Here is a 12,771-nt window from a genome sequence, read left to right on the forward strand (position 1 = left end):
CGCCGCTGGGGATCAGCGGCGGCGAGGTCAGGCTCAACGGCGGTTGCGCACCAGCTGGTAACGGCGGGTCAGGTATTCCACCGGCGCGCTCCAGATATGCACCAGGCGGCAGAACGGGAACAGCACGAACAGCGTCATGCCCAGCACCATGTGCAGCTTGAAGATCAGCGCCACCCCTTCGAGATGCGCAGAGGCGCCGGCGTGGAAGGTCACCACCGCCTGGGCCCAGGCCACCAGCTTCATCATTTCGCTGCCGTCCATATGCTGGGCGGAGAACGGAATGGTCAGCAGGCCGAGGCACACCTGTACCACCAGCAACGTCAGGATCATGATGTCGGCGAAGCTACTGGTGGCGCGCACCCGCGGGTTGGTTAACCGGCGTTTGAGCAACAGTGCGCCGCCGATCAGCGTCATCAGGCCGCAGGCGCCGCCGGCGATCATCGCCAGCTTCTGCTTCACGTCGATCGGCAGGAAGGCCTCATACATCCAGTGCGGCGTCAGCATGCCGAGGAAGTGGCCGGCGAAGATGCCGATAATGCCGATGTGAAACAGGTTGGACGCCAGGCGCATGCCCTTTTTATCCAGCATCTGGCTGGAACCGGCGCGCCAGCTGTACTGCCCGTAGTCGTAGCGCAGCCAGCTGCCGATCAGGAACACCGCACCGGCCAGATAAGGGTAGATGTCGAAGAAGAACTGATTCAAAAATTGCATGATTAGCGTCCTTTGGTTCCGGTTAACGCATCCGTCAGGTCCAGATACTGTGGCGCCACCGCGCCGGCAAAGCGCCGCTGGTGCGCCGTCTGCTGGGCGGAAGCGCAGCCCTGTTCACCGAGAAACTTGACCTGCTCCTCTTCCCACACCGCATCCAGCGCCTGCGGCGTATCGTCGCGCGCCTCTTGCGCCACCTGCGTCTCCAGCGCCTGCACCTGCACCTCGCTGCCGGACAACGCCAGCAGCAAATCGAACAGCACCGCATACGGGCTTTCACGCTGCTGCAAACGCGCACCCAGCAGCGCCAGGATCGGCGCGATGTCCTGCAGCCCTTCGCGCGCTTGCGCCGCGTTGCGGCTGGCCAGATACTCCAGGTACAGCGGCAGGAAGTCCGGCAGCTCACGGCTGTCGATCTCCAGCCCGGCGGCGCGGTACTGGGCCATCAGATCGACCATCGCCTGGCCGCGATCGCGCGATTCGCCGTGCACGTGTTCAAACAGCAACAGCGAGGTGGCGCGACCGCGATCGAACAGTTCGCAATAGTCGGCCTGCGCGTCCAGCAACGGGCGCGCGCACAGGCGGCGGATAAACAGAATCAGCTGCGCGCTGTGGTGCAGATCCAGCTCGCTGGCCGGCTCCAATGCTTCGATCAGCGTCTGCTGATGGTCAAACAGTGCCTGCTCCGGGTAATCCAGCAGGCGGGCGATCACTTTCAGGCTGATCATGAGGCGTCCTCCGGCCGCGCAGTTTTCGCGGTCACGTCGATGGCATCGATACGGCGGCTGTTGAACAGGTTGAACTTGCCGTCGCTGCCGTGGCAACCATCGCCGAAGCTGAAGCCGCAGCCTTTGCTTTCCGGGAAGGCTTCACGCGCCAGTTCGCGGTGGCTCGACGGCACCACAAAGCGATCTTCATAGTTGGCGATCGCCAGGTAGCGGTACATCTCCTGCGCCTGCGCTTCACTCAGACCGACCTGCTCCAGCGCGCTGGTGTCCACTACGCCGTCGACGGTTTCCGCCCGTTTGTAGTGGCGCATCGCCAGCATGCGCTTCAGCGCCAACAATACCGGTTCGGTATCGCCGGCGGTCAGCAGGTTCGCCAGATACTGCACCGGAATGCGCAGGCTCTCGACGTCCGGCAATACGCCGCTGTGCGCCAGCTCGCCGGCGTCGGCGGCAGACTGAATCGGCGACAATGGCGGCACGTACCAGACCATCGGCAGCGTGCGGTATTCCGGGTGCAGCGGCAGCGCCAGTTTCCAGTCCATCGCCATTTTGTACACCGGCGACTGCTGGGCGGCTTCAATGACGCCCTGCGGCACGCCGTCCGCCAACGCCTGAGCGATCACCGCCGGGTCATGCGGATCGAGGAAGATATCGAGCTGGCTCTGATACAAGTCCTGGTCGTTCTCCACCGCCGCCGCCTGCTCGATGCGATCGGCGTCGTACAGCAGCACGCCGAGGTAACGAATGCGGCCGACGCAGGTCTCCGAACACACCGTCGGCTGCCCGGCTTCGATGCGCGGGTAGCAGAAGATGCACTTCTCGGACTTGCCGCTCTTCCAGTTGAAGTAGATTTTCTTGTACGGGCAGCCGGTCAGGCACATGCGCCAGCCGCGGCACTTGTCCTGGTCGATCAGCACGATGCCGTCTTCGCCGCGTTTGTAAATCGCCCCGCTCGGGCAGGTGGCGACGCAGGCCGGATTGAGGCAGTGCTCGCACAGACGCGGCAAATACATCATGAAGGTGTTTTCGAACTGGCCGTACATCGCCTTCTGCAGATTGTCGAAGTTCTTGTCCTGCGAGCGCTTTTCAAATTCCCCGCCGAGGATCTCTTCCCAGTTCGGGCCGCTTTCGATCTTGTTCATGCGCTGGCCGGTGATCAGCGAGCGCGGGCGCGCCACCGGCTGGTGTTTGCCCTGTTTGGCGGTGTGCAGATGCTGGTAGTCGTAATCGAACGGCTCGTAGTAGTCGTCCAGCGCCGGCACGTCCGGGTTGGCGAAGATTTTCGCCAGCACGCCGACGCGGTTGCCCATGCGCGGCTCCAACTTGCCGTTGATTTTACGGATCCAGCCGCCCTTCCATTTTTCCTGATCTTCCCAGGCGTGCGGATAACCGACGCCGGGTTTGCTTTCCACGTTGTTGAACCAGGCGTATTCCATGCCTTCGCGGCTGGTCCAGACGTTCTTGCAGGTGACCGAACAGGTGTGGCAACCGATGCACTTGTCCAGATTCAGCACCATGCCGACTTGCGAACGAATTTTCATTTGCTGTTCTCCTGCTGACTGCCCTGCGCGTAGTCGTTGCCTTCGTCGTCCAACCAATCAATGCGGTTCATCTTGCGCACCACCACGAACTCGTCGCGGTTGGAGCCGACGGTGCCGTAGTAGTTGAAGCCGTAGGCCAGCTGCGCATAGCCGCCGATCATGTGGGTCGGCTTCGGACAGGCGCGGGTCACCGAGTTGTGGATGCCGCCGCGTTGGCTGGTGATCTCCGAGCCAGGCAGATTCACGATGCGCTCCTGCGCGTGATACATCATGGTCATGCCGGCCGGGATACGCTGGCTGACCACCGCGCGCGCCGTCAGCGCGCCGTTGGCGTTGAAGGCCTCGATCCAGTCGTTGTCCGCGATGCCCAGATCTTTGGCGTCGTCTTCGCTCAGCCAGACGATCGGCCCGCCGCGCGACAGCGTCAGCATCAGCAGGTTGTCGCTGTAGGTGGAGTGGATACCCCACTTCTGGTGCGGCGTCAGGAAGTTCAGCGCCTTCTCCTTGTTGCCGTTCGGCTTGCTGTTGAGCAGCGGCTGGGCGGCGCGGGTGTCGATCGGCGGCCGGTACACCAGCAGGCTTTCGCCGAAGGCGCGCATCCACTCGTGATCCTGATACAGCTGCTGGCGGCCGCTGAGCGTGCGCCACGGGATCAGCTCGTGCACGTTGGTGTAGCAGGCGTTATAGGAAACGTGTTCATCCTCCAGGCCAGACCAGGTCGGGCTGGAGATGATTTTGCGCGGCTGCGCCTGAATGTCGCGGAAGCGGATCTTTTCGTCTTCCTTGTTCAGCGCCAGATGCCGGTGATCGCGGCCGGTGACGTTGCTTAAGGCTTCCCAGGCTTTTACCGCCACCTGGCCGTTGGTTTCCGGCGCCAGCGACAGGATCACTTCCGCCGCGTCTATCGCGCTTTCGATCTTCGGCCGCCCCGCCGCCGGGCCGTCGGCCTTGACGTAGTTCAGCTGCTTGAGGAAATCGACCTCGGTTTGGGTATTCCAGCTGATGCCCTTGCCGCCATTGCCCAGTTTGTCCAGCAGCGGCCCTAGCGAGGTGAAGCGCTCGTAGGTGGCCGGGTAATCGCGCTCCACTGCGATGATGTGCGGCGCGGTTTTACCGGGGATCAGGTCGCATTCGCCTTTCTTCCAGTCCTGCACGCCGTAAGGCTGCGCCAGTTCGGCAGCGGAATCGTGCTGGATAGGCAGCGTCACCACGTCGGTTTCCTGGCCCAAATGGCCGATGCACACCTCGGAGAAGGCCTTGGCGATGCCTTTGTAGATCTCCCAATCGCTCTTCGAGTCCCAGGCCGGATCGACCGCCGCCGACAGCGGATGAATGAACGGGTGCATGTCGGAGGTGTTCATGTCGTCTTTTTCGTACCAGGTGGCGGTCGGCAGCACCACGTCGGAGTACAGGCAGGTGCTCGACATGCGGAAATCGAGCGTCACCACCAGATCCAGCTTGCCTTCGCCGCCCTGCTCGCGCCATTCCACTTCCTGCGGCTTCACGCCACCCTGCTGGCCGAGATCTTTGCCCTGAATGCCGTTTTCGGTGCCCAACAGGTATTTGAGCATGTACTCATGGCCCTTGCCGGAAGAGCCCAGCAGGTTGGAGCGCCAGACGAACAGGTTGCGCGGGAAGTTCTGCGGATTGTCCGGCTGCTCGGCGGCAAAGCCCAGCGAGCCGTTCTTCAGGCTGTCGACGGTAAATTCGACCGGCGATTGGCCGGCCGCGCGGGCCTGCTCCGCCAGGCGCAGCGGGTTGGTGCCCAGCTGCGGCGCCGACGGCAGCCAGCCCATGCGCTCGGCGCGCACGTTGAAGTCGATCAGGCTGCCGCCGAAGCGCGACTTGTCCGCCAGCGGCGACAGCAGCTCGTCGGTGCCGACGGTTTCATAGCGCCATTGGCTGGAATGGTTGTAGAAGAACGAGGTGCTGTTCATGTGGCGCGGCGGGCGCTGCCAGTCGAGGCCGAACGCCAGCGGCAGCCAGCCGGTTTGCGGCCGCAGTTTTTCCTGGCCGACGTAGTGCGCCCAGCCGCCGCCGCTCTGGCCGACGCAACCGCAGAAGATCAGCATGTTGATCAGGCCGCGGTAGGTCATGTCCATGTGATACCAGTGGTTGACGCCGGCGCCGACGATGATCATCGAACGGCCGTGAGTCTTCTCGGCGTTTTCCGCGAACTCGCGGGCAATGCGAATGATGTTGTGGCGCGACACGCCGGTGATCTGTTCGGCCCAGGCCGGGCTGTAGGCCTTGACCTCGTCATAGTCGGCGGCGCAGTTGGCATCGGCCAGCCCGCGCTCGAGGCCGTAGTTGGCCAGCGTCAGATCGTACACGCTGGTCACCAGCGCTTCGCTGCCGTCAGCCAGCTGCAGGCGTTTCACCGGCAGCTTGTGCAGCAGGATCTCGTCCAGCGCCACGCTGTTGAAATGCTCGCTGTCGGCGCCGCCGAAGTATGGGAAGCCCACCTCGGCAACCTCGTCATGCACGCCCAACAGGCTGAGCTGCAGCTCGACTTCCTGCTGCGCCTTGCCTTCGCGCTGTTCCAGGTTCCACTTGCCCTTTTCGCCCCAGCGGAAACCGATGGAGCCCTGCGGCGCCACCAGATCGCCGCTGCGGCCGTCGATAGCGACGGTTTTCCACTCGGGATTGTTTTCCTGGCCCAGCCCGTCCACCAGATCGGCGGCGCGCAGCAGGCGACCGGCGGCGTAATGGCCGCCTTCACGCGGCTCCAGCAGCACCAGCATCGGCATGTCGGTATAGCGACGCACATAGTCGCGGAAGTAGCCGACTTCGCGATCCAGGTGGAACTCTTTCAGCATCACGTGGCCCATCGCCAGCGCCATCGCGCTGTCGGTGCCCTGCTTCGGATTCAGCCAGTGGTCGCACAGCTTGGCGACTTCGGCATAGTCCGGCGTCACCGCCACGGTTTTGGTGCCCTTGTAACGCACTTCGGTAAAGAAGTGGGCGTCCGGGGTGCGCGTCTGCGGCACATTGGAGCCCCAGGCGATAATGTAGGAGGAGTTATACCAGTCAGCGGATTCCGGCACGTCGGTCTGTTCGCCCCAGGTCATCGGCGAGGCCGGCGGCAGATCGCAATACCAGTCGTAGAAACTCAGGCAGGCGCCGCCGATCAGCGACAGGTAGCGGGCGCCGGCGGCGTAGGACACCATCGACATCGCCGGGATCGGCGAGAAGCCGATAATGCGATCAGGACCGAAGGTTTTGGCGGTGTAGACGTTGGCGGCGGCGATCAGTTCATTGACCTCCTGCCAGCTGGAGCGGACGAAACCGCCACGGCCGCGCGCGACCTTGTAACTTTTGGCTTTTTCCGCATCGCCGACAATAGAGCCCCAGGCCGCGACCGGATCGCTGTGCTGCGCTTTCGCCTCGCGCCACAGTTTGAGCAGGCGCTTGCGCATCAGCGGGTATTTCAGCCGGTTGGCGCTGTACAGGTACCAGGAGTAGCTGGCGCCACGCGGGCAGCCGCGCGGTTCATGGTTGGGCAGATCGGGACGGGTGCGCGGATAGTCGGTTTGCTGGGTTTCCCAGGTCACCAGACCATTCTTCACGTAGATCTTCCAACTGCAGGAACCGGTGCAGTTCACGCCGTGGGTGGAACGCACCACTTTGTCGTGCTGCCAGCGGCTGCGGTAGCCGTCTTCCCAGTCGCGGTTGGTGTTCAGGGTCTGGCCGTGCTCGCCAGAAAAAGGCTCCGCCAACTGCTTGAAATAGCGGAAACGGTCTAAAAATTTGCTCATCCGGAATGCTCCTGAAGGCTCTTGTCGTTATAAGAAGACATGCTCAATCTGCCGCCAGCCTACTGACGGCCAAGCGGCGGCAAATTGATTGCGATCAAGAGAAAGCGGGCGGCGACGCGCGCGTCGGGAGAGGAATACCACCAAAGTATAGGGGTGAAAAATGAGGTTAATTGATTGAATTACAATAAATAAAATGGAGCATTAGGGTAAAGGCGAACGGGCGGGAGGCAAGACGAGGTATTTGGAGGTAGGACGCGGGAGAAACCTCCCGCGTGACGTTCACTCGATGCTTTCAGCGTTGAAGCCACAGCGTCGCGGTGCCCACGGCGGGCAACGCCAGCATGAGCTCCGCCCCCCCTCCCTGCTGCCGCCAGCCCGCCGGAAGGCGCAATCGGGTGCTTCCCTCTCGATAATAGGGGTTGGCTACCAGCAGCAAGGCGCGATCGCCCAGAATAAACATCCGCGCCGGCATTTGAGGGTCGCTTCCCGCCAGCGGCGTCGATTTTCCTGTCAGCAGATAAGGGGTGAAGGCGGCGATTTGCTGCGACACGGCAGCCACACCACGCCAGGTAGCGTCAAACTCCCGTTGGTCGAAGCGGCCGGTTTTGCGCTTGTAAAACAGATCGGTATAAGAATAAAACAACAGTCCCTTGGCGCCGCCGATCAGCGCCTGCCAGGCCTGATTGCGAATTTCCGCCTCTGACGGTGGATGTGGCCTACGGCGAGCGTCATAAGCGGCGTGATCCATGATTTGCATCACCACCCAGGCCCCGCGAGCCTGACGGGCGGCCTGTACCGTCAGGGCGGTATAACGCGTGGTGCGCGTCAGATCGCTATCGTTCCCCACCGGGTAAGGATCGGTCGCCAAAATGTCGCTGCTGTTAAAGTAGGCGTCCAACTCCCCGGTTTTGTTCAACACCTGGAAGGTAGGATGATCGCCGTCAAGCCGCTTTATTTGCAGGTTTTTTTCCTCGATCTTATCGAGATACTCCGGCCCCAGTTCATCGTTGATGTACCAGGCGAGCAGGTTGGGCTGAGAGCGCAAACGCTGCACGTACCAGGCCGTCATCGCCGCGTAGTCGCCACCGCGAACGGCCGGAGCGAAACGGCTGCCGCTGTACTGATCTTTGACGGAGTAAATGACCAGCAGCCCGCGGTTGCGTGCGTTGCGGAAAAAGGTGTAAGGATCTTTCTTTTCCCCATAATCATAGTTCAGCACCGTGTTGAATCCCGCCGATGCGATGCGCGCCAAATGCTCATCGGTAGCCACGTTGGCATAAATGCCCAACGGGAAAAGTCGTTGACCATCGCGCAGGGTAAAGCCTTCGCTGTCGATCGCCACTTTGGCCGCAGGCTGCCCGACGCGAAAAGACAGCTCGCTACCCTGTACGGGCTGGGATTGCTGCCCGGTGACCTGCTGACGCAGGCGATATTCCCCCTGGGCCAGGCCAGTCGGCAGTTGATATTCGATACGGCGCTGCCCTTCAACCTGATAACGGTCGCGGCTACTGTGAACAACCTGCCCTGCGGCATTGAGCAATTCGCTGTCGACCTGCAAATGCTGCGGCTGCGGAGTAACCAGCAGCGTGTCGACTTTCCCCTGTGTCGACGCGCCGAGCTGATATAACGCCGGCGTAGGCGCTCGAGCACACGCATAGGCGTCATCAAACCAGGCGGTACCGGTGCTCCCCTTGCGCAGATAGACGCCAAAAGTGACTCGCGCCGCCTGCGGCGGCACGGTATAGCTGGCGCTCACCTGCCGCCAGCCGCTGTCACCGGTCACCCCTGCCGGGTAGCTGCCTTCCAGAAAGCGCCCTTGTGCATCGAAGCTCTGCAGATAAACCCCGGCACCACCGTCGCGGCTTTGCCCGCGTACGCCATGGGTCTTGAGCCAGACGCCGAAATCGATCGTCTGACCGGGCACAACCCGCAGCATCTGGCTGAAGGTGCGGTACTGCGCGGCATCTGCATTGTCATAACGCAGACTTCCACGGCCGCTGTGCGTATCGCCGTCGGCCTGCGCGCCTTGCGCACGCCAGCCGCTGAGACCCTGTTCAAAGCCGGGGTTGGCCAACAGATTGGGTTGGCAGCTCTGCGCCAGAGCAGAAGCACTCCACCAGGCACAACAGACCAGAGCCACCCTCTGATACATCCCCTTCATGGTCATTTCCTTTTCACCACGGCATTGAACAGGTAGGTGGCGAACAGATAACAGGATTTCTGGTAAGACAGCCCCAAATGCTGACGGTAAATCCGCCATTGCCAGTCTGCGGCCCGGATTTTGTTGCCCGACAGCGAATGGGTAGACAATCGGTAGCAGGCCAGCGGTTCAGGAATGCAGTAAGCCAGGCCGTTGCGCGCCTTCTGCAGCACCGCCAGCCACATCAAATAGTCCTCATGGCCTACTTTTTGCTGATACACCTTACCGATGCGCTTCTGGTTATAGATCCCGGTGAGATTGCCGATCCAGTTGCTTTTCAACATGTCCTGATAGCCAATAAGCTCATCCGCACCACGGGTGTTTTTGACCAATTTCAGGTCGTCTTCGAAGGTGTAATAATGGGAACACACCACGTCATAGCGGCGGGTTTGCAAAATGCTCGCCTGGCGCGACAGCTTGTTGGGCAGCCATACGTCATCACTGTCACAGAAGGCGATATAGTCGCCCTTCGCCGCCTCAATGCCGATGTTGCGCGTTTCCGCCACGCCCTGGTTATGCTCATTACGTATATAGGTGAGGCGATCGTGGATAAACGGCCGCACAACCTCGGCAGTATCGTCGGTAGACGCATCATCGATCACATACAGGTGATAATCGGTAAATCGCTGGTTCAGCACGCCTAAAATCGACTCTTTAATAGAGTTCGCAGCATTGTAGGCCGGCATTATCACGGATATCTTTTCCATACTGTCCTCACTCGGTGAGCTGTTGCCACTGGGGATAAATACGTTCGGGGGTAAAACGACGAGACTTCTCTAACGCGGCAATAGAAAAGTGCTCGCGCAAACCCGGATCGAGCATCAATTTGATCACCCCTTCGCTGAAGGCGGCGGCGTCGTCATCGGGCACCAGATAGCCGTTGACGCCGTCGTCTATCAACTCGGCCGGGCCGGTCTTGCAGTCGTAGGCCACCAGCGGCAGGCCGAAACTCATGGCTTCGATCAGCACCATCGGCAACCCCTCATAGCGAGAAGTCATCAGATACAGACTGGCTTGGCGATAATAGGCCGCCACGTCGGCGGTGGCCGGCAGTAGGCTCACCTGCTGCTCCAACCCGGCGTCTTCAATCTGCCGCCGCAATGCGTCGCGCTCTGGACCGTCGCCAATAATCAACAGCCGCCAATCCGGCACCTGCGCCGCCACTCCTCGCCACAACGCGATTAGACGATCGAAGCCTTTCTGATTGCTCAATCGCCCCACCGCCAGCGCCACCTTGTTCTGCAGCGCCGGCGTCGGCGCCTGCGTGCCGAACGGTGAAACGTTCTCGATCACCCGACATTTCCCGGCCCCCACCCAGCGAGCGATGGCGTCGCTATCTTGCCGCGTCAGGAAAATCACGCGGTCGCCCAGACGGTAAACCAGCAACTTCAACCACTTAAATACGCGTGGATACTGGTGAAAGCTGACGTGTTCACTCAACAGCAGCCGGCTGCGGGCACAGAACAAACGCAGAAAAGGCGTCATCACCACCGATAGTTTCCCCATGGAAACGGTAATGATCACGTCCGCGCGTTCACGTCGCAGGGCCATCGCCAGCCGCCATGGCCAGAACAGCGAATCGCCGCCGCCGCAGCGCAGCCGGACGTCGCTCGCCAACGGAAAGAAGCTCCGCTCGCCAAACAGCGAAAACACCGCCACCTCGTAACCCGGCAGACGTGCCAGCGCATTGGCCAAGCCGCTGGCGACCCGTTCAGTACCGCCCTTGCCCGCTATATTTTCGATAACGATGATTACCTTGCGTGGTTGCATATCATCTCCTGAATCCCTGGCGCACATTGCGCAGTAGCCGGCCGCCAACCGAGAACAACCCCAACCGCGCCAGACAATCGCCATACCATTTGATCATCTTGAACTTGCCGCTCAGACTGTGCCGCACGATGCGCGACGAGTAATAATTGAACGCCTGGGCGTTCTCCGAATACAGCGAGGCCAGCAGGTGCTTGCAGGCGAATCCGCTGATATGGCGATCGCTGGGGCTGAGAAAGGTATTGATAAAGCGATCGCTGGCCTCCAAATTTAGCTTCGCCGTCATGCGCCCGTAGCGTCCTACGTCGAGAAACACCCCTCCGCCGGCGTCGTGTGCCACATGCGCGCCCAAATTGGTGGCATTGACTAAAAAGCCCCAATCCTGATGCTTATTGAGGAATTCGGGAAATAAAAAGCGGCGATCGCTTTTTTTACGTATGCTGATGGTGGATGAACGGATATCACCCATTTCCAGAAAAAGGAAATCTTCGCCGGAAGAACCGGATTTGTAGTTGAAGTTGAAGTCACGTACCGAATCGCCGCTCACCTCCGCATAGTTACCGAAGATAATATCAATCTGGCGATCTTCATGTTTATTCATGCGGCGAATAATATAGTTGGTCGTGAAGTAATCATCAGAGTCGAGAAAAAACACGATCTCCGATTGCGCCAACCTGATACCTAAGTTACGCGATACCGCCGCATTGCTCTTCTTTTTTTTCTCATGCAACATCACGTTGCTATTGGTCGCTGCTATCTGGCGAATATATTTGATATCATCCTCGTCAGAGCAATCATCAACCAAAATCACCTGATAGTCGAACCCCTGGCAAGCGTTGAAAACCCGCTTCAGAGTTTTAGGCAGATAACGTGCACTATTATAAATAGGGATCACGATCGAGAAATCCATTTCTTAGCCCTCTAATTTAGAATTTATCATTTCTTTTCCACGGCAAAGCAACAATAACGACACGTTAAATACCGGGACCAAAAAATAGGTTTCCGTCAACGTAGTTAACAGGAAAACCACCACCACCCAGCGCATGAATCGACTCAGCTTGCGCATGTTACCCAACAGGTGAAAATAACAGAAAAGCATGACAACAGAGGCGATGCCACCGGCCGAATAAAACATGGCAATGAAGAAGAAATCGACGGGTTTATAAGGTTCTATATTCATACCGAACAGAGGATTGGGTAGTCCCACCGCCTGAAACATCTGCCAGGAGAACCAGACTCGCCCGGTCAACGCCTGGTTCAAGAGGACGTCCAATGCCGGATTGCTACCCCAGAGCATAACGCTGGCGAATTGAAAGCCGATAATGATCAACGTCAGCACGATGCAGACTTTTCTATTGGGGGCGACACGCAGCAGCGGCGCCAACCAAAACAGCAATAACATCAACAACGCCAGCATAAAACAGGTGCGCGAATAGGAATACATCAGCACCGGGAGAATTAACGTCGACGCCGCCAACGACGCGATATTTTTCATTCCACGCGTTAATTTCGCATGGTCGATCAGGCACAGCAGGGTGGCGAACAAGGCAAAAGAATAATACGCCAGGGTATTCGGGTTATCGAAACCCAGCGTTAATCTGTTGCCGTAACGCTCATCAAGATAAACAAATCCATTGGTGTAAAAGGTATAGGGAATGACCATCAGCAACCCTGCCACCACAAAGGCAATGGCAAACATTTCAGCGCCACGTCCCATGTCTATGCGGCGAAATAAAATTATCACCGCCGTACTGAATACCGCGCCAAAAAGATAATCGCCATGCCCGGTGGCAATATTAACCAGAAACAACAGAGCCAAAAAACCCGCAACCGCTTTTTCCGCCAGCGTAGCGATAAAAAATGCATAACCGACATAGAGCAACATCAGGCCATTAAGCCCCATCACGGTTTTATTAATCAGCTCGCTGTTGAACGATCCCGAGGTCAGGAAAGTTTTCACGAAAAACATCAGCAGAAAGGTCAATACGATGGATTGATTGACTAAATCCCGCGACTGATTATAACCGGCATTGGTATGCATTTGAAAATTGGAGGCGACTCTTTGCATA

General features: G+C 59.2%; 9 protein-coding genes. All 9 read right to left on the reverse strand.

Features of this window, described 5'->3' with window-relative positions; genetic code table 11:
* Nucleotides 1–33: 33 nt before the first annotated feature.
* The 9 genes from narI to AC6BYQ_RS03040 all read right to left on the reverse strand — a co-directional run bounded on the left by narI (nt 34) and on the right by AC6BYQ_RS03040 (nt 12,770).
* Nucleotides 34–711 (reverse strand): respiratory nitrate reductase subunit gamma, encoded by a 678-nt coding sequence (narI, locus tag AC6BYQ_RS03000; protein ID WP_019452883.1) that lies wholly within the window; start codon nt 709–711, stop codon nt 34–36.
* Between the two features lie 2 nt (nt 712–713).
* A complete protein-coding gene (narJ, locus tag AC6BYQ_RS03005; protein ID WP_498056261.1) occupies nt 714–1,436 on the reverse strand; it encodes a nitrate reductase molybdenum cofactor assembly chaperone in 723 nt (240 codons plus the stop codon).
* Nucleotides 1,433–2,977, reverse strand: coding sequence for a nitrate reductase subunit beta (narH, locus tag AC6BYQ_RS03010; RefSeq protein ID WP_211130064.1), 1,545 nt, complete (start codon nt 2,975–2,977; stop codon nt 1,433–1,435). Before narH ends, narJ begins: the two co-directional genes overlap by 4 nt.
* The gene (locus AC6BYQ_RS03015) at nt 2,974–6,735 is read right to left on the reverse strand and encodes a nitrate reductase subunit alpha (protein ID WP_498056262.1); all 3,762 of its coding nucleotides are present in this window, start codon (nt 6,733–6,735) and stop codon (nt 2,974–2,976) included. The genes narH and AC6BYQ_RS03015 overlap by 4 nt, the downstream gene beginning before the upstream one ends.
* 292 nt (nt 6,736–7,027) lie before the next feature.
* Nucleotides 7,028–8,887, reverse strand: coding sequence for a carbohydrate binding domain-containing protein (locus AC6BYQ_RS03020; RefSeq protein ID WP_074054879.1), 1,860 nt, complete (start codon nt 8,885–8,887; stop codon nt 7,028–7,030).
* Nucleotides 8,888–8,898: 11 nt separating this feature from the next.
* On the reverse strand, nt 8,899–9,642 hold the full coding sequence (locus tag AC6BYQ_RS03025; RefSeq protein ID WP_029988798.1) for a glycosyltransferase family 2 protein: 744 nt from the start codon (nt 9,640–9,642) through the stop codon (nt 8,899–8,901).
* 7 nt (nt 9,643–9,649) lie between these two features.
* Nucleotides 9,650–10,705, reverse strand: coding sequence for a glycosyltransferase family 4 protein (locus AC6BYQ_RS03030; RefSeq protein WP_063918519.1), 1,056 nt, complete (start codon nt 10,703–10,705; stop codon nt 9,650–9,652).
* 1 nt (nt 10,706) lies between these two features.
* Entirely contained in the window at nt 10,707–11,612 is a 906-nt protein-coding gene (locus tag AC6BYQ_RS03035) for a glycosyltransferase family 2 protein (RefSeq protein WP_019452889.1), read from the reverse strand.
* A gap of 3 nt (nt 11,613–11,615) precedes the next feature.
* Nucleotides 11,616–12,770, reverse strand: a complete 1,155-nt coding sequence (locus AC6BYQ_RS03040; RefSeq protein ID WP_198636581.1) for a hypothetical protein — start codon at nt 12,768–12,770, stop codon at nt 11,616–11,618.
* Nucleotide 12,771 lies beyond the last annotated feature (1 nt).

The organism is Serratia sp. LTN-2 (assembly GCF_059740205.1).

Excerpts from the sequence above, each read along its gene's own strand:
- narH (WP_211130064.1), bottom strand. The coding sequence starts at position 2,977 with ATGAAAATTCGTTCGCAAGTCGGCATGGTGCTGAATCTGGACAAGTGC.
- AC6BYQ_RS03030 (WP_063918519.1), bottom strand. The coding sequence starts at position 10,705 with ATGCAACCACGCAAGGTAATCATCGTTATCGAAAATATAGCGGGCAAG.
- AC6BYQ_RS03035 (WP_019452889.1), bottom strand. The coding sequence starts at position 11,612 with ATGGATTTCTCGATCGTGATCCCTATTTATAATAGTGCACGTTATCTG.
- AC6BYQ_RS03015 (WP_498056262.1), bottom strand. The coding sequence starts at position 6,735 with ATGAGCAAATTTTTAGACCGTTTCCGCTATTTCAAGCAGTTGGCGGAG.
- AC6BYQ_RS03020 (WP_074054879.1), bottom strand. The coding sequence starts at position 8,887 with ATGTATCAGAGGGTGGCTCTGGTCTGTTGTGCCTGGTGGAGTGCTTCT.
- narI (WP_019452883.1), bottom strand. The coding sequence starts at position 711 with ATGCAATTTTTGAATCAGTTCTTCTTCGACATCTACCCTTATCTGGCC.
- AC6BYQ_RS03040 (WP_198636581.1), bottom strand. The coding sequence starts at position 12,770 with ATGCAAAGAGTCGCCTCCAATTTTCAAATGCATACCAATGCCGGTTAT.
- AC6BYQ_RS03025 (WP_029988798.1), bottom strand. The coding sequence starts at position 9,642 with ATGGAAAAGATATCCGTGATAATGCCGGCCTACAATGCTGCGAACTCT.
- narJ (WP_498056261.1), bottom strand. The coding sequence starts at position 1,436 with ATGATCAGCCTGAAAGTGATCGCCCGCCTGCTGGATTACCCGGAGCAG.